Annotated in this window: 19 protein-coding genes; 9 read left to right on the top strand and 10 right to left on the bottom strand. The window is 70.3% G+C overall.

The features are described 5' to 3' along the window. Positions 1-366: 366 nt before the first annotated feature. From tkt to mutY, 5 genes are all read right to left on the bottom strand, one after another. Positions 367-2388 (bottom strand): transketolase, encoded by a 2022-nt coding sequence (tkt, locus tag DEFCA_RS0108960; protein ID WP_025322690.1) that lies wholly within the window; start codon positions 2386-2388, stop codon positions 367-369. A gap of 358 nt (positions 2389-2746) precedes the next feature. Next, a complete protein-coding gene (locus tag DEFCA_RS0108955; protein WP_029733832.1) occupies positions 2747-4006 on the bottom strand; it encodes a NupC/NupG family nucleoside CNT transporter in 1260 nt (419 codons plus the stop codon). A gap of 81 nt (positions 4007-4087) precedes the next feature. Next, positions 4088-4444, bottom strand: a complete 357-nt coding sequence (locus tag DEFCA_RS0108950; RefSeq protein ID WP_025322688.1) for a hypothetical protein — start codon at positions 4442-4444, stop codon at positions 4088-4090. Positions 4445-4542: 98 nt separating this feature from the next. After that, positions 4543-4878, bottom strand: coding sequence for a cupin domain-containing protein (locus DEFCA_RS0108945; RefSeq protein WP_025322687.1), 336 nt, complete (start codon positions 4876-4878; stop codon positions 4543-4545). Then, positions 4851-5975, bottom strand: coding sequence for an A/G-specific adenine glycosylase (mutY, locus tag DEFCA_RS0108940; RefSeq protein ID WP_025322686.1), 1125 nt, complete (start codon positions 5973-5975; stop codon positions 4851-4853). The genes DEFCA_RS0108945 and mutY overlap by 28 nt, the downstream gene beginning before the upstream one ends. A gap of 159 nt (positions 5976-6134) precedes the next feature. Between mutY and DEFCA_RS0108935 the strand changes: the two genes are divergently transcribed. Then, complete coding sequence (locus DEFCA_RS0108935; protein WP_025322685.1) at positions 6135-7835, top strand: tetratricopeptide repeat protein; 1701 nt, start codon at positions 6135-6137, stop codon at positions 7833-7835. On the opposite strand, the gene DEFCA_RS0108930 is transcribed toward DEFCA_RS0108935, so the two are convergent. After that, positions 7771-8547: a tyrosine-protein kinase family protein gene (locus DEFCA_RS0108930; protein ID WP_025322684.1), complete on the bottom strand. Its 777-nt coding sequence runs from the start codon at positions 8545-8547 to the stop codon at positions 7771-7773. The two genes, DEFCA_RS0108935 and DEFCA_RS0108930, sit on opposite strands and share 65 nt — an antisense overlap. Before the next feature lie 71 nt (positions 8548-8618). Continuing rightward, positions 8619-9677 carry a hypothetical protein gene (locus tag DEFCA_RS0108925; RefSeq protein ID WP_025322683.1) on the bottom strand — a complete coding sequence of 353 codons (1059 nt, stop codon included), beginning with the start codon at positions 9675-9677 and terminating at the stop codon, positions 8619-8621. Between the two features lie 357 nt (positions 9678-10034). Between DEFCA_RS0108925 and DEFCA_RS0108920 the strand changes: the two genes are divergently transcribed. From DEFCA_RS0108920 to DEFCA_RS0108885, 7 genes are all read left to right on the top strand, one after another. Further along, positions 10035-10649, top strand: a complete 615-nt coding sequence (locus tag DEFCA_RS0108920; RefSeq protein ID WP_025322682.1) for a hypothetical protein — start codon at positions 10035-10037, stop codon at positions 10647-10649. A 130-nt stretch (positions 10650-10779) separates the two neighbouring features. Then, positions 10780-11598, top strand: coding sequence for a fimbrial biogenesis chaperone (locus DEFCA_RS0108915; RefSeq protein WP_025322681.1), 819 nt, complete (start codon positions 10780-10782; stop codon positions 11596-11598). Positions 11599-11605: 7 nt separating this feature from the next. Further along, on the top strand, positions 11606-14785 hold the full coding sequence (locus DEFCA_RS0108910) for a hypothetical protein (protein ID WP_169709519.1): 3180 nt from the start codon (positions 11606-11608) through the stop codon (positions 14783-14785). Between the two features lie 42 nt (positions 14786-14827). Beyond that, positions 14828-18382: a golvesin C-terminal-like domain-containing protein gene (locus DEFCA_RS20600; protein WP_025322679.1), complete on the top strand. Its 3555-nt coding sequence runs from the start codon at positions 14828-14830 to the stop codon at positions 18380-18382. A gap of 514 nt (positions 18383-18896) precedes the next feature. Beyond that, positions 18897-19358 (top strand): hypothetical protein, encoded by a 462-nt coding sequence (locus tag DEFCA_RS0108895; protein WP_169709518.1) that lies wholly within the window; start codon positions 18897-18899, stop codon positions 19356-19358. A gap of 196 nt (positions 19359-19554) precedes the next feature. Continuing rightward, positions 19555-20178, top strand: coding sequence for a recombination-associated protein RdgC (locus DEFCA_RS0108890; protein WP_025322677.1), 624 nt, complete (start codon positions 19555-19557; stop codon positions 20176-20178). After that, on the top strand, positions 20178-20705 hold the full coding sequence (locus DEFCA_RS0108885) for a hypothetical protein (RefSeq protein WP_025322676.1): 528 nt from the start codon (positions 20178-20180) through the stop codon (positions 20703-20705). The genes DEFCA_RS0108890 and DEFCA_RS0108885 overlap by 1 nt, the downstream gene beginning before the upstream one ends. Positions 20706-20988: 283 nt before the next feature. Here DEFCA_RS0108885 and DEFCA_RS20595 read toward each other — a convergent pair whose 3' ends face one another. Next, positions 20989-22158: a multiheme c-type cytochrome gene (locus DEFCA_RS20595; RefSeq protein WP_025322675.1), complete on the bottom strand. Its 1170-nt coding sequence runs from the start codon at positions 22156-22158 to the stop codon at positions 20989-20991. Positions 22159-22200: 42 nt separating this feature from the next. Further along, complete coding sequence (locus tag DEFCA_RS24120) at positions 22201-22329, bottom strand: hypothetical protein (protein ID WP_281173756.1); 129 nt, start codon at positions 22327-22329, stop codon at positions 22201-22203. Between the two features lie 273 nt (positions 22330-22602). On the opposite strand from DEFCA_RS24120, the gene DEFCA_RS19365 reads away from it, so the two are divergent. Next, on the top strand, positions 22603-24837 hold the full coding sequence (locus DEFCA_RS19365; protein ID WP_084319013.1) for a NapC/NirT family cytochrome c: 2235 nt from the start codon (positions 22603-22605) through the stop codon (positions 24835-24837). 474 nt (positions 24838-25311) lie between these two features. Here the strand turns inward: DEFCA_RS19365 and glnA are convergent, their stop codons facing one another. Then, positions 25312-26724: a type I glutamate--ammonia ligase gene (glnA, locus tag DEFCA_RS0108865; RefSeq protein WP_025322673.1), complete on the bottom strand. Its 1413-nt coding sequence runs from the start codon at positions 26722-26724 to the stop codon at positions 25312-25314. Positions 26725-26837 lie beyond the last annotated feature (113 nt).

Here is a 26837-nt window from a genome sequence, read left to right as displayed (position 1 = left end):
GCAAGGAACCTGCCTCCGGCCGGGCGCGAAGCCGGGCATTGAGATTCGCCGCGCAGGCACGGGACCGAAGAGCTGGTTTCCTGGCAACTCGGTGGAATCCAAACTATTTCGCGATCCGAGCGTCAGAGGCACTGCGCGGCGAGCTTAGGGGCCGCGCCCGGCTCTCCGGCAGGTCCCTTGCCCCACCGAGCGTTTGGCGGCGGTTCGAGGAAGCGGCCCGGCCGCCTAGCGGGCCGAAGGCCTCCGACCGACGACCAACGACTGACGACCAACGACCGAAGTTACTGGGAAGCTGGAAGGCAAACAAAAGGCCCGGGTCGCTCGATGGGCGGCTCGGGCCTTGGTGCGCTTTGCCGCGGACGGGATTCAGCCCGCGCGCTCCAGCACCCGCCGGGCCGTGGACACCACGTTGTCCACGGTGAACCCGAACCTCTCGGCCAGCACGCCGGCCGGGGCGCTGGCGCCGAACCGGTCGATGGCCACCACCGCGCCGGCCGGGCCCGCGTACCGATCCCACCCGAACGGGCTTCCGGCCTCCACCGCCACCCGCGCCGGAACCGCGGAGGGGAGCACCTCGTCCCGATAGGCCGGATCCTGCTCCTCGAACAGTTCCCAGGAGGGCAGGCTGACCACCCGGGTGGGCACGCCGTCGGCCTCGAGCCGGTCCGCGGCCTGCAGGGCCAGGTGCACCTCGGAGCCGGTGGCGACGAGGATCATGCGGACTCCCTCGGGGCCGGCCGAGGCCTCCCTGAGCACGTAGCCCCCCCGGCGCAGGCCCGAGGCCGGAGCCAGGGCCCCGCGGTCCAGGACCGGCACGTTCTGGCGGGTCAGCACCAGGGCCGTGGGGCCGCCGGTGCGCTCCAGGGCCACCCGCCAGGCCTCGGCGGTCTCGTTGGCGTCGGCCGGACGGAGCACCACCAGGTTCGGCATGGCCCTGAGGCTCGCCAGGTGCTCCACCGGCTGGTGGGTGGGGCCGTCCTCCCCCACGAAGATGCTGTCGTGGGTGAACACGTGGATCACCGGCAGCTTCATCAGGGCCGCCAGCCGGAGCGAGGGCCGCAGGTAGTCGGAGAACACGAAGAACGTGGAGCCGAACGGCCGGAACCCCCCGTGGTTGGCCATGCCGTTCAGCACGGCGGCCATGGCGTGCTCCCGCACCCCGAACCGCAGGTTTCGGCCGGCCGGGGTGTGCCGGGAGAAGTCGTCCTCGCCGTTCAGCAGGGTCTTGGTGCTGGGCCCGAGATCCGCCGATCCGCCCATGAGCTCCGGAACCCGGGCCGCCAGGGCGTTGAGCACCTTGCCCCCGGCCCCCCGGGTGGCCACGCCCTTGGCATCCGGGTCGAAGGTGGGAACCGCCTGGTCCCACCCGTCCGGCAGCTCGCCGGCCATCCGGCGCTCGAACTCGGCGGCCAGGTCCGGGTGCTGCTCGCGGTACCGGGCCATCAGGGCCTCCCAGCGCTCCCGCTCGGCCCGGCCCCGTTCCGCCGCGCGCCGGAACGGCTCGCGGGCCCTGTCGGGCACGTGGAACTCGGGCTCCGCCGGCCAGCCCAGCCGCTCCTTGGTGCGGCGGACCTCGTCGGGCCCCAGGGGGGCGCCGTGGGCGTCGGCCGAGTCCTGCTTGCCGGGGCTGCCGTACCCGATGTGGGTGCGCACCCGGATCAGGGAGGGCCGGTCCGGCTCGGCCCGGGCCTGGCGCAGGGCCGCCTCCACCGCGTCGGGATCGTTGCCGTCCTCCACGGTCAGGGTCTGCCAGCCGTAGGCCCGGAACCGCGCCTCCACGTCCTCAGAGAAGGTCAGGTCCGTGCCCCCCTCGATGGTGATCCGGTTGTCGTCGTACAGGACCACCAGCCTGCCCAGGCCCAGGTGACCGGCCAGGCTGGCCGCCTCGGCCGACACTCCCTCCATCAGGTCGCCGTCACCCGCGATCACGTAGGTCCAGTGGTCCACCACCTCGAACCCGGGCCGGTTGTACCGGGCGGCCAGGTGCCGCTCGGCGATGGCCATGCCCACCGCGGCCGAGATGCCCTGCCCCAGGGGGCCGGTGGTGGTCTCCACGCCCGGGGTCTCCCCGAACTCGGGGTGGCCGGGGGTCTTCGAGCCCCACTGGCGGAAGCTCTTGAGATCCTCCAGGGTCAGACCGAACCCGGCCAGGTGCAGCAGCCCGTACAGGAGCATGGACCCGTGGCCGGCCGACAGTACGAACCGGTCCCGGTCGGGCCACCGGGGTGCCTGGGGGTCGAACCGGAGGAGGCGGGTCCACAGGGCGTAGGCCATGGGGGCCGCGCCCATGGGCATGCCGGGGTGGCCCGACCGGGCCTTCTCCACGGCGTCCACGGCCAGGAACCGGAGGGTGTTGATGCTCAGCGCGTCGATGTGGGGCTCGCTCATGGGGGTGAACTCCGCGTGTGGGTTTGGTCTCCCCCCGGAAAGGCCGGGCATTGTGCCCCAGGTGGGTCGGGGAGTCCAGGAGAGTTTTCGCCTCATACCGAGTTGCGTTCAAACCGAGAGCCCTTGTGGGGCGGGGCAAGGGACCTGCCTCCGGCCGGGCGCGAAACCGGGCATTGAGATCCGCCGCGCAGGCACGGGACGGGGGAGTTGGTTTCATTCCAACTCCGGAGAATGAGAGCCATTTCGTGGTTCGAACGCCGGAGGCGCTGCGCGGCGAGCGAAGGAGCCGCACCCGGCTCTCCGGCAGGTCCCCTGCCCCTCTGCTCAGGGGGCCAATGGCTTTGAACGCAACTTGGTATTACGCCGTTAGCATCCCCACCACCGCCCCGGTCATGAGGGTGGCCAGGGTGCCCGACACGATGGAGCGCAGCCCCAGGGCCACGATCTCGTCCCGCCGGGAGGGGACCAGGGCCCCCATCCCCCCGATCAGGATGCCCAGGCTGCCGAAGTTGGCGAACCCGCACAGGGCGTAGGTCACGATCAGCCGGCCCCGGTCCGAGAGGGCCTCGGCCGGCAGCTGGGCCAGCCGGAGGTAGGCCAGGAACTCGTTGAGCACGGTCTTGGTGCCCATGAGGCTCCCAGCAGTGACCGCCTCGGACCAGGGGATGCCGATGAGCCACATGACCGGCGCCAGCACGAAGCCCAGGATCCTCTCCATGGTGATGGGTTCCCCTCCCACGGGCGGAAGCAGGCCCAGGGCCTGGTTCACCAGGCTCACCAGGGCCACCAGCACCACCAGCATGGCCACGATGTTCAGGAGGAGCCCCAGGCCCGCCAACGTGCCCTTGGTCACGGCGTCCATGGTGGAGGCGTAGTCGTCCGGGGGGGCGAGCCCGCCGCCGGTGGGCTCGCCGGTCTCCGGCACCATCAGGTGGGCGGCCACCACCGCGGCCGGGGCGCTGATCAGGGAGGCGGTGAGGATGTGGCCGATGGCGTCGGGCAGGACCGGCCCGAGGATCGAGGCGTAGAGGGCCAGCACGGTGCCGGCGATGGTGGCCATGCCGGCGGTCATCACCATGAACAGCTCCCCCCGGCCCATGCGTTCCAGGTAGGGGCGCACCAGAAGGGGGGCCTCCACCATGCCCACGAACACGTTGGCCGCGGCCGACAGCCCCACCGCGCCGCCGACTCCCAGGGTGCGCTCGAGGAGCCACGAGAACCCCCTCACCACCCAGGGCACCACCCGCCAGTGGAACAGCACCGCGGACAGGGCGCTCATGACCAGGACGATGGGCAGGGCCTGGAACGCCAGCACGAAGCTCCCGCCGGCGGAGACCTCCTGAAACGGCAGGGGGGCTCCCCCCAGGTACCCGAACACGAACGAGGTGCCCGCCCGGGTGGCCTCCTGGAGGGCGTCCATGGCCCGGTTCAGGGCCAGGAACAGCCCCTTGGACGGCGGCAGCTTGAGCAGCACGAGGGCGATGGCCACCTGGAGGCCCACGCCCACGGCCACCGTGCGCCACCGAACGGCCCGTCGGTTCTCGCCCAGGCCCCAAGCCAGGGCGCACAGGACAACAAGCCCCAGGGCGCTTCGAATCGCCACGAACCCTCCGCCCATCTCGTCACCCCGACAACCCAATAGGCTCGGTTTTCCGGAGGCAGGGCAAGGGACCTGCCTCCGACCGGGCTCGGAGCCGAGCTAGAAGTCCACCCGCAGCAGGTCGGCGCTCACCCGCACCCCGCCGGGCTCGGGCACCGTGCGCACCGTGGGCAGGGCCAGGTAGAGGTTGCCGTCGCGGATCTCGGCCACGGCGGTGGACTCGTACACCCCGAACAGGGCGCCGGCGATGGCCCCGGCCGCGGCGCCGTACCCGATGTACTCCAGGTGGTCCTGGGGCTCGTCGGTGAACACGGTGAGCGCCCCGCCGATGATGGCGCCGGTCAGGGTGCCGTAGAACGTGTCGCGGAAGATCACCTCGCCCTTGAGCTCGGCCCGGGCGGCCAGGGGGGCGGCGAGCACGACGGCAAGGGCCAGGGCGGCGGTCCAACGTTTCATCGTTTCCCTCCTTTTTCAGGACCGGACGTTGGCTATTGGTCGTTGGTCGTTGGTCTGGGGCCTTTGGCTTTCCCGCCTTCCTGCGGCCGAAGCCCCCCCTACCCCCGGGGCCGGTAGCGGGCCGGGTCCTCGAACAGGTCGAGCACCAGGGCGCCGTCGCGGGTGCGCGCCGAGTGGGGCACCCCCGCGCCGATCTCGTAGGTGTCGCCCTTGCGGTAGGTTCGCGCCTCACCGGCGATGGTCAGCTCGATCTCGCCCTGGATCACGATCCCCCACTGGGCGCCGTGGGAATGCTCCGGAATCTCGAACCCGGGGTTCAGCCGGAAGAACACGGCCTGGCGGGTGGGCCCCTGCAGGAGCCACCCGGCCGCCCCTTCGAGGGGGAGGTCCACCTGCGGAAGCTCGGTCACGATCCGGGGGAAGGTGTCGGGCATGGGGGTTCCTCCTTCCAGCGGTGGGTCAGCAGCTCCAGGATCTTGCGGTTGGCCCGGGGCATGGGGTGGTGGGGAATCTCCCCGGGGGGAACCCACTTCCACTCCCGCCCCTCGCCGGCCGCGGGGTCCATCTCGACGAAGTTGCACAGCAGGGGATGGAGGGTGACCGTGAAGTGGGAGTACGCGTGCTCCACCGGCGGCAGCTCGGCCACCGGTTCGGCCCGCACCCCCAGCTCCTCCCGGAGCTCCCGCACGGCAGCCCGGGCCGGGGTCTCGCCGGGCTCGATCTTGCCGCCCGGAAACTCCCACAGCCCGCCCAGCAGCCCCCCGTAGGGCCTCCGGTCGATCAGCACCCGGCCGTCGGGGCGCCGGACGATGCCCACGGCCACCCGGTGGTGGGGCCGCCTTTTCCGAGGGGGGCGCACCGGGTATGCTTCCGGGGTGGCCCGGCCCAGGCACGGCTCCCGGAGCGGGCAGGCTGCGCAAGACGGGCTGCGGGGGGTGCACACCAGGGCGCCCAGTTCCATCAGGGCCTGGTTGTGCACGCCGGCCCGGCCCGGCGGCAGCAGGTCCTGGGCCAGCCGATCGATCCGGCGGCGCCCCTCGCCCGAACGGGGGTCCTCCGGCAGGGCGGTGAGACGGGCCAGCACCCTGCGCACGTTCCCGTCCACCACGGGCAGGTCCCGGCCGAACGCGATGCTCATGACCGCGGCCGCCGTGTACGGCCCCACGCCGGGCAGGGCCTGGAACTCCCTGGGATCGTCTGGGATCCGGCCGCCGTGCCGCTCCACCACGATCCGGGCCGCCCGGAGGAGGTTCCGGGCCCGGGAGTAGTAGCCGAGCCCCTCCCACAGCCGGAGCACGGTTTGATCCTCGGCTCGGGCCAGGGCCCGGAGGGTGGGCAGCTCGAGCATCCAGCGCTCGTAGTAGGGAATCACCGCGGTCACCCGGGTCTGCTGGAGCATGATCTCCGAGACCCACACCGCGTACGCGTCCCCGCGACGGCGCCACGGCAGGTCCCGGGCGTTGGCCCGGTACCAGGCGTGAAGCGCGGGGATCCGCTGCGAGAGCGCACCCATCGCCGCGGCCGGGCTCAATCCGGTCCTCCCGACGGGCTGGGGCCCGGCCGGGCCGCCTCCGTGCGGCTCCCGTTCCGGGAGAGCACGTGGCCGGGGAGCGTGGGCCCCGGGTCTGGCGAGGCGGCGTCGGAGGCCCCGACGACAGGGGGCTTGGGGAAAAACGACGGGAGTGGTTCCATGGCGGGCACACGGTACCACGGGAAGCCGGACCTCCGGAAGATCTCTGCGGGGCCGGGGCGCTGCGCCGTCGGCCCGTCGGCCGGGGGGAGCGGACAGCGGGCCCCGAGTCGCCCGTGGCGCCTGGCCGGCGCCGTGGCCGTGGTTGCGGTGCTGGCCCTCGGGTGTGCCGGCCCGAGACGCCCTGCGCCCGCGACGCCCGTGCCGGCCCCGGTCGTTCGCCGGGTGCCCTGGTTGGGCGTCGAGGTCCAGGAGGTCACCCCGATCCTGGCCCGTACCCTGGGGCTGGACCCGCCCCGGGGCTGCGTGGTGACCCGGGTCCTTGCCGGCACCCCGGCGGAGCGCGCGGGGTTGAGGTGGGGGGACGTGATCCTTTCGGTGAACGGGGTGCCCGTGGGGGGGGCGGAGGACCTGGCCGAATGGAGCGGCGTTCTCGGCGGCGGCACGGCCGTGGTCGGCATCCTGCGGGGAGGGGCCGCCGGGGAGGTCACGGTGTCCCTGCCCCGTGCCCGGTCGCCCCGGCCGCCCGAGGAGCCCCCCAAAGAGCCGCCCCCGCAAGGCGGGGCGGCACGGAAGCCGGCCCCGCCGGCAGAGCCCCCACCCGAGCCGGAGCCGGTCCGGCCGGCCGTCGAGCAGTCCGCGGAGGAGAGGGCCTTTCGCCTGTATCAGGAAGGGAAGTTGGAGGAGGCTCGGGCCGTCTACCAGGAGGCGGTCCGGAACAACCCGAGCGACCCCGCGGTGCTGAACAACCTCGGAGGGGTGCTGAACCTGCTGGGCAGGCCCCGGGACGCGGAACGGGTGCTCGCCCGGGCGCTCTCGCTCGATCCGGGCTTTGCCGAGGCCCGGTTCAACCTGGGCTCGGCGCTGTGGGCCCAGGGCAAGCGGGAGGAGGCCCTCGAGGCGTATCGCCGGACGGTTCGGGCCGATCCGACCATGGTGCAGGCGTGGGAGGCGTTGGCCGTTTCGGCCTGGGAGATGGGGCGGGTGGCCGAGGCCGAGGAGGCGGCCTCGGCCGGGTTGGCCCGCTCCCCAGGGAACCGACGGCTCGCCCTCGTCCTGGGCCGCGCCCTGTCCGCTCAAGAGCGCTTCGTCGAGGCGGCGCGGGTGCTCTCCGAAGCGTTGCGCCTCCATCCCGAGGACCCGGATCTCCTCCTGGAGCTCGGGATGGCTCTGGACGAGGGGGGGCGGCCCTCCGAGGCGGTGAAGGTGCTCGATCGCCTCGTGGCGCAGCATCCCTCGGCGGCGGCCTTCCACAATCGGGCCCTGGCGAGGCTCCACGCGGGGGACCCCCAGGGCGCGGTGGAGGACGAGGACCAAGCCCTGCGGATGGAGCCGCAGTTCCCGGCGGCCCTGCGCACGCGGGCCCGGGCGCTGTGGCGCCTGGGAGCGTACCAGGAGGCCCTGGGGGCTTGGGACCGGGCTCTCCGGCTCGACCCGGGCTGGCCTGCCGTGCTCGCCGATCTGGAGGAGGCCGCGGCCTTCCTCGCGGGGTCCCCGGCAGGGGTGCGGCGGATCCAGGAGTGGCTGCGCCGGGCGGGGGAGGAGCCGGGGCCGGTCGACGGGGTCCTGGGAGAGCGGACCCGGCGGGCCCTCCGCCGGCTTCAGCGGGAGCGGGGGCTCGTTCCCACCGGAGAGGTCAACGGCCCCACCTTGCTGGAGCTCGTCCGGTCCGCAGGGCGGCCGTCAGGGGAAGGTGGTTGACGAGCACGGCCGACACCGGGACCCGGTCCAGCAGCTCCGCTGCGGTCTCGAGGTGCTTGGAAGGCGTTCCGGGTCTCACGACCAGCACCACGGCGTCCGCCTCGGTGACCACCGAAGGGCAGGTCTCCAAGGGGGGCGCGTCGATCACCAGCGCGGAACCGGCCAGTCCGGCGGAGATCCTCTCCAGGGCCTCTGCCAGCAGGGGGGGCTCCACCGGCTCGGGGCATCCCTTCCTCGCGTTCCCGGGCACGAGAAAGAGGTTCGGGACCGGACCGGAGATCCTCACCTCGCACAGGGGGGCCCCTCGATACAGGATGTCCGACAGGCCCCGGTTGGCCCACGGGTGAAGGAGGTCCGCCAGCCAGGGAGATCCAGGGGCTCCACCCAGCCAGACCACCTCCCCGGACGCGATCCGGGCGAGCTCGGCCCCGAGGTTCAGGGAGACCGTCGTGGTTCCACACCGGGGGCCGACCCCGGTCACCACGGCCCGAAACGGGAACGCCGCAGCGCCGGCGATCCGGCGGGCGATCGCACGGACGGGTTCCACCCGGCGGGTCGAGTGGGGCAACGCCGAAAACCAGCCGTGCCGCCGTAGTTCCCGCGGCGACAGGTGAGGCCGGGTGAACGCGGCCGGAAACGGTAGCACACTGCCCCGGCCCAGCCGGGGATGCTCCTTGGCGGCCTTCTCCAACGCCTCCAGGATCTTGGACACGGTTCACCTCGACTTTCGTGGTGACCACCGGCCCGTCGCCAGGGCCGACACCCCCCTCCAGGTGGCGGGGGTCATGCCAGGGTGGAAAAACCCGCGAGGACCCAGGGCAGCCCCGCCAACACCCACCTTCCCACCGCAGACATGGCCCCGGCCCGGGTCGGGAGAAGGGGCAGGGAGAAGATCTGTTCTCCCCAGGGCCCCGGGGGCACGTCGGAGGGGTCCCGGACCCGGCCCCGGCCCGCCGGGGCGAAGAGGACCGTGACGAACACGAGGGCGGCCGCGGCCGGCACCGCGCCGGCCGGCAGGGGGGACTCTCCTCCCAGGGGCTCGGGCCCCGACACAACCCGAAGGGCGGGCCGGCGCGGCTTCGCCTCGGCCCCCCCGGGCTCCGGGCCCTTTAGCTGGGTGTCGATCTCGGCAAGGAGCTTCTCGAGTGCCTTTCGGATCGCGACCGGCGGAGGGCCCGCGGCAGGGCTCTGCAAAGGCGGCGTGACGGGGGGGAGGGAGGCGAGCTCCCTGCGCAGGCGCCGGGCCTCCGGATGGGACGGCGGGAGCCTCTCCTCGAGCCGCAGCAGCCCCCGGCGGTCGGGTTCGAGCCTCCGAAGAGACCCGAGGGTCTCCTGCACCCGCCTCAGCCAGGGGTGGCCGGGGGGCAGGGCCTTCCGGAGCCTCTCGTCCAGGGCCGCGATGTCGCGGACCGATCGGTCGCCCGGCTGAACCCTCGGCTTCCCCGACGCCGGGGCGCCGGTCCCCCCCAGCACCCTTCTCAGTTCCTCCTTCAGCCACTCCAGCGCCTTCCTCGGGTCTGCCCGGGTCGGGTCGCTCCCCTCGGGTTCCGGTGGGGGGGCGACCTCCGCCTGGAGCCGCTCCAGCTCTGCGCGGAGCCGTTCCACCGCGTCGGCCCCTGTCGGGCCGGTGGCCACGAGGGTCCACAGGCCTCTTCGTGGGGCCTGCACGGCTCGGATCGCCGGGTCCGAGAGGGAGGGGGGGGCTTGTTGGGGGCCCAGCCTCACAACGGCCTCGGCTCTCGGAGGCGACACGGTCGCCTGCCTCGCCACCGATCCGACCCACACCGCCAGACCGGAGAACGCCACGGCCCAGGGGAACCGGCGAAGTCTCGAAGGAAGCATCGGCAAAGTGTCCTCCAAAGGTGTGTCGATGCGGATCTCAAGCAAGAATCGAGCCATGGTGGGGGCAGGCCTTTGTCAGGCCTGGGTGGCACCGGGAGGGGTGGAGCGACCGGGTGGGCAAACGTTAGGGCAAAAAGTGGAAAAACTTTTCCCTGGAAATGAAGGTCTTGCGTCCGGGAATGGGCATAGCGGGAGGCCAGGCCTCATGTTGCGGCAAAAGTGGATGGAAGGAGTGTTTGGTACGGGTTTTGCTTAGAGTTTTGCGTAAGGTTGGGATTGGGGAGAGATTTCTTCGGTGGGATGCTTCGCTGGTGCGGGCGGGCGGCCCAAGGGGAACACGAAAAGAGGAGGTGACACATGAGGAGATTCTGGAGCGCGGCACTGGCCGCGGCCGCCGGACTGGTGCTGGCGTCGGGGTTGGCCTTTGCCGACCAGACGTCCCAGGCCATAAAGAAGGTGCAAGTGCACATCGACCCGAACATCGCGGTCTCCGGTGGGGTGCAGGTGACCCAGCAGTCGTTCCAGGCCGGGGAGATCCCGGTGGACGTGGCGTTCACCGTGCACGCCAACACCCAGTGGGTGACCCTGCAGGCCATGGGCACGCCGCTCTACAAGGCGGACGACCCGATGAGCCCGTACGAGATCCCGATCGATCTCGGATCGGACGTCATGGTGGACATCCTGCCCGACGAGAACGGGGTGAGCGGGAATCCGTCGCCGGGCTACGACTGGGGTCTGGCGTGGTCGGGAGGACCGGACAACGGGGAATGCTCCGAGATTCCGGTCACGCCCGATGGGCGCACCTGGCCCTGGTTCTGCACCGAGACCAGCATTTTCGAGAGTGGAAACAACGGCACGTTCAGTCACGATCTGGTGCTGACCTTCACCTGGGTCAACGAGGACAACGAGTTGCCCAAGGGCGACTACAGCGGTTGGGTGAAGCTGATCGCCTGGACCTATAACGATCCCTGATCCCGTGGCCCCGGCGGCAACCTAGTCTCCGGGGTTTCTCGTCACATTGCCCGCCCGCACCAGCAAAGCATCCCCCCTTCTCCGGCCGGGTCTCCCCGGCTGGAACCGTTTTGCTCCAAGGAGGCTGCCCATGACGAGCTCCACGCGAAAGCTTCTGCTCCTGGCCGCGGTGATGGGGATCGTGGGGAACCTGACGGTTGGGATGCCGACGGCCCAGGCCAGGCTGGTCATCAGCCCGGCACTGCTGCGGGTGGACCTGGACGGGGGACGCCCCCGGGGCGCGTTCACCCTGACGAACGTGGGGGAGAAGACCGAGCGGTACCGGGCCCGGGCGGTGCACTTCCGGCTCTCGGAGGCCGGGGGGCTGCAGCTGGTGGAGCCGGACGAGTGGTCCCTGGCCCCCTGGATCCGGTTCAACCCGGCCGAGTTCGAGCTGCCCCCCAATGCGAGCCGGGTGGTGCGGTACACGATCCTCGTGCCCTCCACCCTCGAACAGGGGCAGTACTGGGGGGGGATCGAGTTCGAACCCCTCCAGAGCTCCGTGTACCGCTTCTCGGACGGAAAAGGGAAGAACCTGAGCATCCACGTGCTGAACTCGGCCCTGGTTCCGATCTTCGCCAAGAAGGGATCGCCCCGGGTCGATCTGGAGGTGGCGGACGCGAAGGCGGTGGCAACGCCCAAGGGCCCGGGGATCGTGATCCGGTTGGAGAATCGGGGGGAGACCCGGGTGGACGTGCGGGGGAGCTACCGCTTGGTCCGGGAGGACGGCGCGGAGGTGGCCGCCGGCCCCGTGCCCGAGGTCATGATCCTGCGGGCGGGGGCCCGCCTCGTGGGCATCCGGCCTGATCCGCCGCCCGCCCCGGGCTCGTACAAGCTGGAGCTGGAGCTGGAGCTCCGCCAGCTCGAAAAGCCCGTGCATTCGGTGTTCCCGGTTCGGTGGGGTTCGTGAGGGGAGCGTGCGCTGGACGGGGTTGAGCGTGCTGGGGGTGGCGGCCTGGTGGGCGGCCGCGGCAATGGCCGCGGTCCCCGCGGGACCGAGGGCCTTGGTGCTGCCGCCGGTCCGAGGCGGGGTGCCGGATCCGCCGCCGGCACCGGCGCTGGTCCCGCCGGCCGCGCGGGCGGGGGGCCGGACGCTCGCCCCCCGCCCGCCCCTCCGTCTCGCCAGGGCGGGAGCCCCCACCCCCTCGGACGACCTGACGGTCCGGCCCGAGGACGTCCTTCCCGCGACCCGGGAGCCCCCCGTGAGCGCGGCCGAGGAGTGGATCGTGGCCCTGCGGCTCGTCGGTCCCAGGGGCATGCGGATCCTCGAGGTGGAAGACTTCGACGTGCTGGTGGTCCCGTCCCTGGGGAGGCTGTGGCCCCTGCTTCGGTTCCTGGATGCGGTGGGCGAGGACACGGAGGTCGCGGCCGGCGTCGGGGGGCCGGAGACGGTCTCCTTCTTTCCCCGGGACCGGCGGAGGGTGCGGCTGTCGGTGACGGATCAAACGGTGACCTTCGGGGATGAGACGTCGAAGACCACGATGATCCGCCGGTGGTCGCCGTTCACCCACCGGGTCGAGGTGTACGTGCCCGAGGGGTTGCTGCGCGAAGCCTTCGGGTACGAGATCCGGTGGGACGAGCCGACCCTGACCCTGACCGTGCAGACCCCGGTGTATCCGGAGTGGTACCTCCAGAAGCTGCGGTCCAAGCGGATCGAATGGCGCAACATTCAGGAGGTCCCGCCCAATCTCCCCGAGAAGTTCGGCCCGGCCCGGCCCCCCGAGAACGGCGTCCAGTTCGTGGAGCTCTCGTTCACGGGCCGGTACGCCGCCAGGGAGGACCTGGAGGAACGGGACGTATGGATCTACCGGCCCAGACAGCGGATCTGGGGCAGGGCCGCGGAGGGGGCGTTCCGGTTCGATCTGAGCGAGCGCGGATGGCTGTGGTGGAGCGACCGGACCCTGGACGACCCGAGGTTCCTCGTGGAGCGGATGTGGTGGCAGCGCTCCGGCGACCGCCACCGGCTGTCGGTGGGGGACGCGGAGCTGTCCCTGGGCGAGCTGGTGTTCCCGTCTGCGCCCATGACCGGCGTGCGGTGGGGGACGGGCGTCGGGGCCCCGGGGCGGACCACGGAGATCACGGTGGAGGACGAGGCCCCCTTGGACAGCCAGGTGGACCTGTACCTCAACGATCGGTTCGTGGCGTCGCTGCGTGTACGGGATCCGTTGCGCGACCGCCAGGGGATGGGGTTCTTCCGGTTCGAGGGGATCACCCTGATCCCGGGCCGCGCCAACGAGATCCGCTTGGTGATCACCGAGCCCACCGGGATCCGCCGGGAGCGGTTGCGCACCGTGTGGGGCGAGGCAGGACGCCTGGCACCGGGGGAGGTGTCTTTTCTGGGGGGCATCGGCACGTTCCGCCGAAAGGACCGCTGGGAGAACCACGGCGTGTTCGCCGGGGGGAGCCTCGGGTACGGCCTGGGTGAGACGGTCCGGATGGACCTGATCGGCGCCTACCAGGCCCGGTTCCTGCGGCCGGAGTTCCGGGGCGAAAGGGGGGAGGTGCTGGGAGAGACGTTCCTGCCCGCCCCGGCGGAGAGCGTCCACGCCGGGGTGGGGGTCACCTGGACCCCCGGGGGCACGAGCCGATTCCGCACCGACCTCGCTTGGTCGGCTCCCCTGGAGGGCCGGCGGGATCCGGACTGGGCGGTGCGGGTGACCGGGGACGTCCGAAAGGGGGCGTGGCGCTGGCGAGGGGATGGGTTTCGGCTGGGTTCCGAGTTCTTCGACGGCTGGTCGGTGGTGACCCGCGACCGCCTCGGGGCGTGGACGAGCCTGGCGTGGGCGCCCCTGCCGGGGTACCGCCTCTACGGGGGGGCGGGCACCGTGCGAAACAACCTGGACGGAGCCCGGGACGAGACGCTGCGGGAGAACATAGAGCGGGTCGAGCTCACCCTGGGGAGGCTGTTGCCCCGGACCCGGCTCAGCCTGGCGGCCGATTACGTCCAGCAGCTCTGGGACGGCGGGGATAACCTGAGCCTCTACTCCGCCGAGATCGACGCCTGGCCGTTTGCGAACGTGGATCTCTCGTGGCGGACGTACCTGGGGGATCGCCTGAACGTGGCCCGTCATTCCGATCTGGTGGACGACATCCGCCTGTTGGAGCTCCCCTTCTACCGCGACCCGTACAACGGGGGGCAGATCCGGTGGAACCTCTGGGAGGGGGGCGGCGTGTACGCGAGCCACTGGAACTTCCAGACCCGGAAGCAGAGCCAGTTCGGAATCTCCCTCAGCGGGCGGGGGAAGCTGCGGTGGGACTTCCAGAGCGAGTTGGGCAAGGACTGGGACCCGGACGCGTCGTCCCTGGTGGAGACGCTCGTGTGGCGGGGGCGGTTGAGCCTGTACCCGACCCGATCCACCTCCCGCCGCGTGTCCCTGTCGGCCGTGTACCGGCGGGACCGGTGGAGCCTGGTGGGCTCGTTCAACGTGTTGGAGCTGTTCGGGTTCCGCGGCGCCGAGGCCATGTGGCTCACGGGCAGGCGAATCAGCCCGGACGCCGGGTGCGTGCTGGGCAAGGTGTTCCTGGACCGCAACGGGGACGGCCTGCGCCAGCCCGATGAGCCGGGCGTGCCCGGGGTCCAGGTGAAGATGGGGCGGCTGGCCGCCCGCACCGGCACCGACGGTGGGTTCGTGTTTCCGCGGGGGCGCCTGCGGGAGAAGGGCCGGGTGGTGCTGGACGTGCGCGCCCTGGACGCCCTGTACACCCCGACCAATGCCGTGCGGGAGGTGGAGTGGGCGCGGGGAGCGGTGACCCCGGTGGACCTCGGGGTGGCGATCGCGGGCGCGGTGGTGGGCAAGGTGGAGGTGGACACCCCGGAAGGGAGGCGTCCGATGCCCGGGGTGTGGGTCGGGTTGTTCGACGAGGAGGGGGTCAGGGTCGGCCGCTCCCTCACGGCCTCGGACGGCACGTTCTACATCGGGGAGGTCCTCCCCGGAGGGTACTGGGTGAGGGTGGAGGAGGACTCGGTGCCCCCCGGCTGGGCGGTGCGAACCCCGCCCCAGCGGGTGCGGGTCGTGTCCGGCGAGGACTTTCCCGAGGAGACGCGGGTGGACTTTCTGGTGGTGCAGGGGGGGAAAACCGACGAGGGTGAGGGATAGTTCCAAGGGGGACGGTCGCTCGGCGACCGCGGGAGGACAGTCATGGGAAGGCTCGGTTGGTGCAGCATTGCGGCAGTGGCTTTGTTGATGGTCGGTGCGGAGGCCCTGGCGGCTCCAAAGGGCCCCCCGGGACGGTTCATCGTGAAGACCCGGTCGGGACTGGTGGCCACCTCTTCCCTGGCCCAGGCCGCAGGCCGGGGGTACCGGTTCGGCCCCGCCTTCGGTCACGGGAGGTTCCGGACGGTCCAGGCGCCCCCGGGGCTGCCGGCCCAGAAGGTTCTGGAGCAGCTGTCCCGGCTGCCCCAGGTGGAGTACGTGGAGCCGGACCACTGGATCCGGGCGGTGTGGGTGCCCAACGACCCCTTGTGGTCGAAGCAGTGGAACTTCCGCCTCATCGGCGTGGACGATGCGTGGGACGTGATCCGGGGCGGCGACGCGTCGGTGGTGGTGGCGGTGGTGGACACGGGCGTGGCCTACGAGGACTACGGGGTGTACCGGAAGGCGCCCGACTTCTCGGGAACCGTGTTCGTGCCGGGCTACGACTTCGTCAACGACGACGCCCACCCGAACGATGACAACGGCCACGGGACCCACGTGGCAGGGACCATCGCCGAGACCACCGACAACGGCGAGGGGGTGAGCGGCATCGCGTTCCGCTCGGCCGTGATGCCCCTGAAGGCCCTCGGCGCGGACGGCACGGGGCTGTACAGCGACGTCGTGAGGGCCATCTACTGGGCCGTGGACCACGGGGCACAGGTGATCAACCTGAGCATCACCGGCGACGAGCCGTCCTCCGCCCTCTATGACGCCCTGCGATACGCGTGGGGACGGGACGTGGTGGTCGTGGCCGCGGTGGGGAACGACGCCGGGCCGGTGGGGTACCCGGCAAGGTACAACGACGTGTGCATCTCGGTGGGGGCGGTGGGCAGCAACGGGCTTCGGGCGCCCTACAGCAACTACGGCCCCACGCTCGACCTCGTGGCGCCGGGGGGCGGGGTGGGAGAGGGCATCGTCCAGCAGACCCTGTACATGCGCAACCCCGGATATTTCACGTATCAGTCGTGGAGCGGCACCAGCATGGCGGCCCCCCACGTGTCCGCGGCGGCAGCGCTGCTGAAGGCCCTGGGGGTCTCCTCGGCGGACGAGGTGGAGTCGGTCCTCGTGGCGACCGCAACCGATAAGGGGATCGCCGGGTGGGACGCCTACTACGGGTACGGCCTGGTGGACGTGGGGGCCGCGGTGGCCGCGGCCGGGGGCACTCCGCCGCCGCCCCCGCCGCCTCCCGAGCCCCCGCCGGAGCCTCCTCCCGAAGGAGGAATCGTGATCGACGACGGGGATGCAGGGACCTGGTCCCAGGGGGTCTGGTCCCCGTCGTCGGTGGCGGGGGGCTACGAGGGAGACAGCCTGTACACCTCCGGGTACGACGGCGACGTGTACCGATGGACGCCCTCGCTTCCGGCGTCCGGGGAATACGAAGTGTACCTGTGGTGGGTCGCCAGCCGGGGCCGGAGCACTCGGGTGCCCGTGAGGGTCCGGCACGCCGGGGGAATCTGGCAGGGGGAGGTCGATCAGACCCAGAACGGAAGCCGGTGGAACTACCTGGGAACGTGGACGTTCCCGGCCGGGATGATCGGGTACGTGGAGGTGTCGGGCGACAACGGGCAGGCCTCGGCCGATGCCGTGCGTTTCGTGGCCGTGGAGGGCCCGGCGAACAATCCGCCGGAGCCCCTGGACGATGCGGCCGAGACCGCCGAGGACACACCGGTCGAGGTGGACGTGCTGGCCAACGACACCGATCCCGACGGGGACGCCTTGAGCCTGGTATCGGTGGACGCACCGCTGCACGGCACGGCCGAGGTTCGAGGGGACCGGGTGCTCTACACCCCCGCTCCCGACTACTGGGGGGAGGACGGGTTCGTCTACACAGTGGACGACGGGCACGGGGGCGCGGCCCAGGCCCGGGTCACGGTGAACGTGCTTCCCGTGAACGATGCGCCCAGGCCGCAGGACGACACGGCGTCCACCGTGGAGGGCCAGGCCGTGGCGATCGTGGTCACGGCCAACGACACCGACCCGGATGGGGATGCCCTGTCCGTGGCCTCGGTGGGCTCGCCCTCGAGCGGCGTGGCAGAGGTGATGTCCGCGTCCACCGTTCGGTACACACCGGATCCGGGGTTCGTGGGGGAGGATCGGTTCTCCTACGAGGTGACGGATCCAGACGGGGCCGTGGGCACGGCCCAGGTGGTGGTCACGGTGAGCTCGGCCACGCCTCCCGGTCCGCCCGTGGAGGTGGTGCTGGACGACGGGGACCCCGGAACGACCTCGGGCGGGCTATGGAGGCAAAGCTCGATCGCGGGAGGGTACGGCGGCGACAGCCTGTACTGCGTGGGTTACCCCACGGACTGGTATCGCTGGGCCCCGGACCTGCCCACCGCGGGCAGCTACGACGTGTATCTCTGGTGGACGGCCAGCGGCGGCCGCAGCTCCCGGGTCCCCGTGCTCGTGTCCCATGCCGGCGGGACCTCCGAGCTCGAGGTGGACCAGACCACGAACGGATCCACGTGGAACCTGCTCGGCCGGTGGACCTTCGACGCCGGCAGCTCGGGATACGTGGAGATCTCGGGCAAGAACGGCCAGGCTTCGGCCGACGCGGTCCGATTCGTGTCGGCCGGGGGAGCGCCTCCGCCGGAGCCCCCGCCCCCCGAGCCCCCTCCACCGGAGCCCGAGCCCACGCCGACGGTGTCGGTCGTGGTGGACAACGGCGATCCGGGCACGGAAAGCACCGGTTACTGGTTCGTGTCCCACGCGCCCCAGCCCTACGGGGTGGACAGCCTCTACTGCTCCGGCAGACCCGGCGACACCTACCGGTGGACGCCGAACCTGCCGGAGGACGGGCGGTACCAGGTCCTAATGTGGTGGACCGAAGGGGCGGGACGCTCCACTCGGGTCCCCGTGCTCGTGGGCCACGCCGCCGGGCAGTACCAGACCACCGTGGACCAGACCCAGAAGGGCGGGCAGTGGAACCTGATCGGAGAGTGGGACTTCTTCCAGGGTACCGGGGGCTACGTGAAGATCACGGGCGAGAACGGCCAGGCCTCGGCCGACGCCGTTCTCTTCGTCCGCGTGGGCGACCTGAGCATTCCCCCGCCGCAGCCCCCGCCGCCGGAACCTCCGCCCCCGGAGCCTCCCCCGCCGGGAGGGGAGGCCGTGGTCCTGGACGACGGGGATCCGGGGACCACCCAAAGCGGGGTGTGGAGGCTCTCGTCCGCACCCGGCGGCCATGACGGCGACAGCCTCTACTGTCCGGGATACGGGACCGACCGGTACCGATGGAGCCCGTTTCTCCCGGCAGCGGGCGAGTACGACGTGTACCTGTGGTGGACCTCCTCGGCCGGACGCTCGGCTCGGGTGCCGGTGCGCGTGGGGTACGCCGATGGGGTTTGGGAGACCACGGTGGACCAGCGCACCGGCGGAGGGGTATGGCAGCACCTCGGCCGGTGGCGGTTCGACGCGGGTGAGTCCGGATACGTGGAGGTGTCGGGCGAGAACGGCCAGGCTTCGGCCGACGCCGTGCGGTTCGTGCCGGTAACTCCCTGAGACCGATCCCTGTCTCGCCCCGCGCAGGGGGGTGGAGACCCGATCCGGGGCTCGCCGGATCGGGTCTCCCATTACTAAGGCCTACGAAGGTATTGCCGGACGCGGGTGGGGGACTGGCTCCGGCCGGGCGCGAGTGCGGCACCCTTTTCGCCGCGCCTTCGCATGCCGTTGTCAGCCCGGTAGGCCGGGGCGCCGGTGGCGGAAGTTCCTGAACTTCCAAAGCGATCCAAGCCGGGTGAGGGCGCGGCGACGTAAGGGGCCGCGCCCGGCTCTCCACCAGCCCCCCACCCGCTGGTTCCCTTGTGAACGCCGTGGATCTGACAATAGTTCCGTTGGTATTAGTATGAACCCCACGACAAAATAGGCGCGTCACCTCAGAGGGCGGGGCAAAGGACCTGCCTCCGGCCGGGCTCTCGCCGGTCAGGGTTGGGGGGCGCGGCCTTCAGTACGGGTGCGCTCGTGCCGATGAGTATCCTTGTGGAAATCTGTTACCTCTTCCTGTTTGGAGGGCGAGATGGGACGAGCACGAGCGGTGGTCTTGGCAGGAACGCTCTCGGTGCTGGCGCTGGTCGGCACGGCCTGGGCGGGCACGAAGGCGGGGATGCTGGCGAAGATCAGGATACGGATCGATCCGGGAGTCTTCTTGGGAAGGGTGGAGGGAGGGGCCGCCCCCGGCACGTGGGTGGCCACGGTGCGGGACGAGGCGGCTTGGGCGAGGACCGCGGTTCGGTGGAACGGCCGGCCGGGAACGGGCGGGTCGTTTTGCCTGCGCCAGGGGGAGGCCGGGCATCTGTTCGGGGAGGTGAACGGAGCCCCGGAGGGCCGGGTGGTCCGCCTGGTCAACGTGGTGTGGAACTCCCCGCGGGAGGGTGGAGTGGACGCCCCCCGTCCCGGGGCCGAGGACCGGACACTGTGGGCGAGTGCGGAACTCTGGGAAGAGCGATCCACCCCTTCGCCGGGGAGCTCCTCCCCCTGACGGGGTGATCGCGCCCCGGCCGGCGGGGGCGCGGGGACCGCCCGGGCATCGGCCTCCCCGGCGGCGATCCGGATGCAGCGTTCCGACCCCTCCCGGGGCCCCTGTCGCATGCTCCGGTCTCCGCTCGCGCGTTGACACCCGAAGGGCCGGCGCGTATAAGCGTCGGCCCTGGTGCATTCGAGGAAAAGGAGGCGTGATGGGGCTGTTGTCAGGCGGGATCCGCATGCGGCGCTATCGGGTGATGGGGGACGTGCCCCCGGACTTCCGGGACCGGTACGAAGAGGCGATCCAGACCCACGCCTTCCAGGACTTCGCGCCCGACGACGAGCGCGAGCAGGTGGCGGGCTGGGTGGGGGTGGACGACTGGTTCGAGCCGGGGCTGCCCCTGGACCGGTGGCTCGTGGGGAACACGATCTGCCTCACCCTGCGGGTCGACACCAAACGAATCCCCTCGAAGTACTTCAAGCTCCAGTGCCGCCGCCGCGAGGCCGAGTGGCGGCTGAAGGCGGGCCGCGAGGACCTGACCCGGGCCGAGCGGGACGAGATCGCCGCCCTCGTGCGCAAGGAGCTCCTGGAGCGGGTGATCCCATCGGTGCAGGGGACCGACATGGTTTGGGACCTGGACCGCCGGGAGGCGTGGTTCTGGAGCACGGCCGAGAAGGCGAACGAGACGTTCCGCACCCTGTTCGAGCGCACCTTTGGACTGCGGCTGCGACCCCTGTTCCCCTACTCCCTGGCCCTGGAGGTCCTGGGCGAGGATCGCGCCGAGGTACTGGACCGGGTGGCCCCTGCCTGGTTCGCGCCGGGTGGAGGATCGTGATGGACGTGCTCAAGACCCTGGAGGAGAAGGCCTTTTGGGGCCATGAGTTCCTGACCTGGCTGTGGTACCGGATCGAGGAACACGGGGGCGAGGTGCCGGTGCCGGGGATGGGCACGGCCACCCTGTGGATCGAGGAGCGCCTCACCCTGGGAAGCCTCGAGACCGACAGCAAGGAGAACATCCTCCGCAACGGCGAGGTGGCCCGCTCGGCCGAGGCGGCCGCGGCCCTGGCCGTTGGGAAGAAGGTCCAGGAGGTGCGGCTCGGTCTGGCGGTGAACGACCGGGAGTACGAGTTCACCCTGAAGGGCGACACCCTGGACCTGGCCGCTGGAAAGGTGCCATCCGTGGAGGGCGACCCCGACGAGGGGTGGCACGGAACCGCCCTGGTGCGGGCCGGGTTGGTGCGGGAGATCTGGGACGTGCTCGACGCCCTGTACCGCGAGTTCGTCGAGAACCGGATCTCGTCCGCCTGGCCCGATACGGTGGCCTCGATGGGGCGGTGGATCGCGGAGAAACGGGGCGCCTGAGCCGGACGCGCCGGCCTCGTACCAAGTTGTATTCAAATCTATCGGCCCCCTGCTCAGAGGGGCAAGGGGCCTGCCGGAGAGCCGGGCGCGGCCCCTTGGCTCGCCGCGCAGCGCCTCCGGCGTCTGGACTGCGAAAGGGTGCGGATTCCAACGGGTTGCCATGAAGCCAGCTCCCCCGCCCCGTGCCTGCGCGGCGAATCTCAATGCCTGGCTTCGCGCCCGGTCGGAGGCAGGTCCCTTGCCCCGCCCCCGGATACGTATCCGAATGGATGGCAACTTGGTATCAGTCGGTCTCCGCGCAGGCTTCTGAGGCACGATCCTCGATCCGCTCGGTGTCGCTCCGATCTCGGGTGTGGCACTTGGCGCAGACGAGGCCCGGCTCCACCGGGGTGCGGCCCTCGGACGCGGCGTGCGCCGAACCGGGGCCGTGGCACGACTCGCACTGGACGCCGGGGAACTGCTCCATGCTCCGGCGGTCGGGTTTGCCATTGCTGCACTCGAACGCCACCGTGTGGCAGGCCAGGCAGTCGGTGTCGAGTTCCTTTCCCTTGGCCCGAAGCGTCTCGTAGGCCCGGGCATGGGGGGTGCGCTTCCAGTGGGCGTAGCGCCTGCCGTGGCACCGACGGCAGGTCTCGGCGCCCACGTAGTCCTGGCCGCACCCCTCTTCTCCCCTTTCCGCCTCCTCAGGGATGGCCTGGGCCTGCAGGGACCGGATCCGGGTCAGCACCTCTCGAACCATCGACCCCACCCGCGGATGATCCGGGTATCTCTTCTGGAGCAGGGGGACGAAGCTGTTCCGAAGCTCGTACCCTCCGCCCTTCTTCGGGATCACGTCCACCCGACCCAGGGTCTTGCCCCTGCGATCCAGCGCGACGATCAGGGTTCCCTTCAGACGGAACGGCACCGACAGTTGATTGCGTCGGGACGTGCCCACCACCAGATCCACGGGCAGCCCTCTCCGGGCCAGCAGCCGTAGCCGCCGCTCGGTCATGTCGGTCAGCACCACGACCAGATCGGGCCCTTCCTCGGCCACGCGGGGAATCACCCGAGCTGCTGTTTCCAGCGGGGGCGCCACGACCACCTTGCGGCCCCCGGGGATGTGGCCGCGCTTGAGGCGATCGTCGATCAGGCCCACCAGGGCGACGCGCAAGCCCCCCGCCTCCACGACGCGGTACGCGGGGAAGTAGGGGGTGCCGTGGGGGTCCGTGAGGTTGGCGCACAGAAGGGGGAAACGGGCTCGCCGGCCCAGCTCCAGCAGGAAGTCCACGCCCAACGACAGGTCGTAGGCCCCCACCCCCATCGCCGCCAGCCCCATCTCGTTGTAGGCATCCACCATGAGCCGGGCGATCTCCCGGGCCTCGGGGACCTTCCGGGCCGGGATCCGCTCCCGTTTGAACAGGCAGTTCCCGGCGTTCACCAGGAGGACCGGCCCCTGGGTGCGCGCCGCCTCCACATAGGTTGCTCGCTTGGCCAGACCGCCCCGCGGGTTCTTCTTTCACCCGCAGGGAAGGACCTCTCCTCGCTCGTCGGCCGTGTACAGCAGGATGAGCGCGGGGCGGGCCGCCCGCGCGGACGTCGCGGCAACGGCTAGGAGCACGAGAAGGGTCGCCAGGACTCGTCGCACGGGTTCCTCCTTTTCCTCGGCTGATGCGTGGCCGTACCGTACCAGATACCAGGGCCGGTTCCTAGGAGGAGCTGATTTCTTGCTGTTTCAATACACAATCCGACTCAATGAACAAGACTGTTGAAGTCGGAATTGAGCACAAGAGGCCACCCTTGCGCGCGGCAGCGCATTCGTGGTACAGACAGGCACCGATTCAGGAAACGAGGCTCTGATTGTTGCATGTGTTTCAAGATGTTTCAGTTTGTTGCGCGTTGAGGAGGGAGGTACGAGGCCATGATTCGGGAACTGTTCTCTCTTATGGTCGATTTTATTCGCGACCTCGGGCGGGTGCTCGTCGTGGGGGTGCGGCGGCACTGGAAGGGCATGCTCGTGTTCCTCGGGGTGGTGGCCGTGGTGGCCGTGGCCGGCCTGTTCGTGATGCTCAAGGCCACCGCCTCCCCCAAGTTCTGCTCCATGTGCCATAACATGCAGCCCTATATCGAGTCGTGGGCCGAGTCGAGCCATCGGGACGTGCTGTGTATCGAGTGCCACTTCGAGCCGGGGGTGTTCAACGAGCTTCGGGGCAAGTGGAAGGCCCAGATGCACCTGTGGATGAAGCTGACCGGCACCGAGCCCACCCGGCCCCACACCCAGATCAGCGACGCCAGCTGCCTGCGCGAGGGGTGCCACAACCGGGCGGACCTGGGTGAGAAGACCATCACCTTCAAGGGCGTGAGGTTCAGCCACGGCAGCCACCTCGGCGAGCTGCGGCGGGGCAAGAAGCTGCGGTGCGTGACCTGCCACTCCCAGATCGTGCAGGGCGAGCATCTGACCGTGACCGAGAGCACCTGCTTCGTGTGCCACTTCATGAACCGCGACGAGAACCCTGAGCTGAGTGACTGCCAGCTCTGCCATGCCCAGCTGCGGGCCAAGGTGTTCATCAACGCCAACGAGAACATGCCGTTCGTGCACCAGAAGTACCTGGACCACGGCGTGGCGTGCCAGCAGTGCCACTTCGACGTGGTGTTCGGGGACGGACACCTCAAGGACAACACCTGCGTGCAGTGCCACTCGGAGCCCCGGATCCTGTTCGGGGAGTATGCCAGCGAGGAGATCCACCGGAACCACGTGACCAAGTACAAGGTGGAGTGCCTCCGGTGCCACTCGGCGATCGAGCACCACATCGTGCGGCCCGGCGACGAGACCCCCAAGGCGCTGAAAAAGATGGCCCAGGCCGCCCTGCGGCCCAGGACGAAGGGCTATCATTACGACACCGACTGCCTGAAGTGTCACACCCTCGACCAGCACGAGGCCACCCGGAACCTGTACATGGGCAAGGGGGCCGAGGGCGTGCCGCAGACCCCCAACCCCATGTACCTGGCCCACGCCGACTGCGGCAGCTGTCACGTGGCGGTGAAGAAGACGCCGACCGGCATCGCCTCGACCCTTCGGATGAACTACGAGGCGGTGATCCAGTCCTGCGTCGATTGCCACGGCAGCGGGTACGACGATATGGCCAAGCACTGGAAAAAGCTCCTCACCGGCGAGATGGACAAGGCGGAGAAGGCCCTCCTCGACGCCCGGGGTGCGGTGCGCAAGGCTTCGGCCGATGTGAAGGGACAGATGACCGCCCTGCTCGAGGGCGCGGAGCGAAACCTGGCGTTCGTGCGCCAGGGCCGGGGCCTGCACAACATGGACTACGCCCTGAAGGTGCTGGCCGACGTGCAGGAGCGCGCCGAGAAGGCGAAGGCCGCTGCCGAGCCGGGGTACGTGGCCCAGCCGGTCTCTCCTCCCACCGGCTGCACCCAGCTGTGTCACTCGTGCGTGGAGTGCATCGAGACGAAGCCGGTGCCGTTCGGCAACGTGTCGTTCCCCCACGACATCCACGTGGAGGACGAGGGACTCGACTGCCTGGAGTGCCACTCACCGCGGGAGAACCACGGCCAGACCCGGCTCAGCAACTGCAACGACTGTCACCACGGCGAGGGCCAGGGCGCGGTGGAGTGCAGCGACTGCCACGTCGAGAACCACAACCTCTATAACGGCCAGAACGCCTGCGACGAGAAGAGCTGCGACGTGCGCGGCGAGAAGAACCCCATGGCCGACGCCGTCGAGTGCAGCGACTGCCACGTGCAGGTGGTCGAGGGGGAACCCACCACCCTGGACGGGATCAAGGCCGCATGCGTGGAGTGCCACGACGGCGACGAGTCCTACGGGGCCATGGTGGACGAGTGGAAGAAGAAGGCCGACCAGCTCCGGGAGGAGGTCAAGTCACTGCGCACCATGCTCCAGGACACCCAGCGGAAGATTCTGGGCGCCATGCGCGAGGGCAAGTACACCTACGACGCCCAGGACCTCGTGAACAACGCCGAGAAGAACCTGAAGCTCTTCGAGCGGGGCAACCCGATCCACAACCTGGCGTTCTCCGAGGAGCTCCTGGGGCGGGTGAAGAACCTGCTGGTGCGCGCCCAGAAGACCCTGCAGGCCTACAGCACCATTCGTACGCTCCCGAGGGAGGCTTACTTCTGATCGAGGCGGACGGCTCGTTCGCGTTCCGCCGTATCCTTTGCGCCCCGCCGGGCCCCGTGTCCCGGCGGGGCGTTCCTTTTCCGGGGCCTTCGGCCCGCTGGCCGGGCGGGCGCCGCCTCCTAATACCAAGTTGCGTTCAAAGCTACAGGACCCCTGAACCGGCTGGGCAAGGGGTCTGCCGGAGCGCCGGGCGCGGCCGTCTCAGTGGACAGAATCCAGAATTCAGCCGACAGGAAGCCCGGGTGTGCGGTTTGCCCCTTCCAAGTAACTTCCGCTAGGACGCTGGGAGGCTAGGACGCTAGGACGCATGAAAACCTACTTGATTCCAGAGTGTTCCAGACATGGCCCCGCCTCTTTGGCGCCACCTCACGGTCTCGGGGGGCATGGGGTCTGCTGGAGAGCCGAGGAGCCGTACAATACACAAAAAAGGGCCCCGCGAAGGGGCCCTTGGTCCGCATCGAACTGCGGAGGCGATCAGCAGTCGAAGTACAGGGCGAACTCCCAGGGGGTGGGCCGCATCCGGATGGGATCCACCTCGTTCTCCCGCTTGTACTCGAGCCACATCTGGATCGCGTCCTCGGTGAACACGTCGCCCTTGAGCAGGAACTCGTGGTCCTCCTCCAAGGCGTTCAGGGCCTCCTCCAGGGAGCTGGGGGCCGTGGGAACGTTGGCCAGCTCCTCGGGCGACAGGCCGTAGATGTCCTTGTCCAGCGGCTCGCCCGGGTCGATCTTGTTCTCGATGCCGTCCAGCCCGGCCATCAGCATGGCGGCGAAGGCCAGGTACCCGTTGCAGGACGGGTCGGGCGTTCGGAACTCGATCCGCTTGGCCTTGGGGCTGGTGGAGTACATGGGGATCCGCACCGCAGCCGACCGGTTCCGGCTGGAGTAGGCCAGGTTCACGGGCGCCTCGAACCCGGGCACCAGCCGGCGGTACGAGTTGGTGGAGGGGTTGCAGATGGCGCACAGGGCCCGGGCGTGCTTGAGGATCCCGCCGATGTACCACAGCCCCACCTGGCTCAGGCCCGCGTACTTGTCGCCGGCGAACAGGTTCTGTCCGTCCTTCCAGATGGACTGGTGGGTGTGCATGCCGGTGCCGTTGTCCTCGAACAGGGGCTTCGGCATGAAGGTCAGGGTCTTGCCGTTGCGGCGGGCCACGTTTTTCAGCACGTACTTGAACCACTGCAGGTTGTCACCCTGCTGAACCAGCGGGGCGTACTTGATGTCGATCTCGCCCTGGCCGCCGGTGGCCACCTCGTGGTGCTGGAGCTCCACCTCGATCCCGAGGCGCAGCAGCTCGAGCACCATTTCGTTGCGCAGGTCGTTCAGGGCGTCGGTGGGCGGAACCGGGAAGTACCCCTCCTTGTACCGAGGCTTGTAGGCCAGGTTGGGCTGCTCGTCCCGGCCGGTGTTCCACCGGCCCTCCACCGAGTCCACGAAGTAGAAGGCGCTGTTGCGGGTTTGGTCGAACCGCACGTCGTCGAAGATGAAGAACTCGGCCTCGGGTCCGAAGTAGGCCGTGTCGCCGATGCCGGTGCTCTTCAAATACGCCTCGGCCTTCTGGGCGATGTAGCGGGGGTCGCGGCTGTAGGGCTCCTTGGTCACCGGGTCCACGATGTTCCCGATGAGCGAGAGGGTCCGGTCCCGGGGGAACGGGTCGATCCGGGCCGTGCTCGGGTCGGGGATCACCAACATGTCCGAGGCGTTGATCGGCTGCCACCCCCGGATGCTCGACCCGTCGAATCCCAGACCCTCGTCAAAGGCCGACTCGTCGAAGGCCTGGATGGGCAGCGTGAAGTGCTGCCACAGCCCCACGAAGTCGAGGAACTTGATGTCCACGAACACGCACTCGTTCTCTCGGGCAAACTCCATGACGGCTTTCGGATCCATGCTGCAACACCTCCTGCGTGGGCTGGGGGCTCGCGCCCCGTTGGGATTGATACCAATTTGCGATCAAGATGAGCTGATAGAGGGGCGATTCGGGGGCCGTTGGTCCTCCGCCG

This window comes from Deferrisoma camini S3R1, from assembly GCF_000526155.1.
Lineage (GTDB): Bacteria > Desulfobacterota > Deferrisomatia > Deferrisomatales > Deferrisomataceae > Deferrisoma > Deferrisoma camini.
Note: the sequence above shows the minus strand (reverse complement) of the source record. Positions and strands in the feature narration are given on the sequence as shown.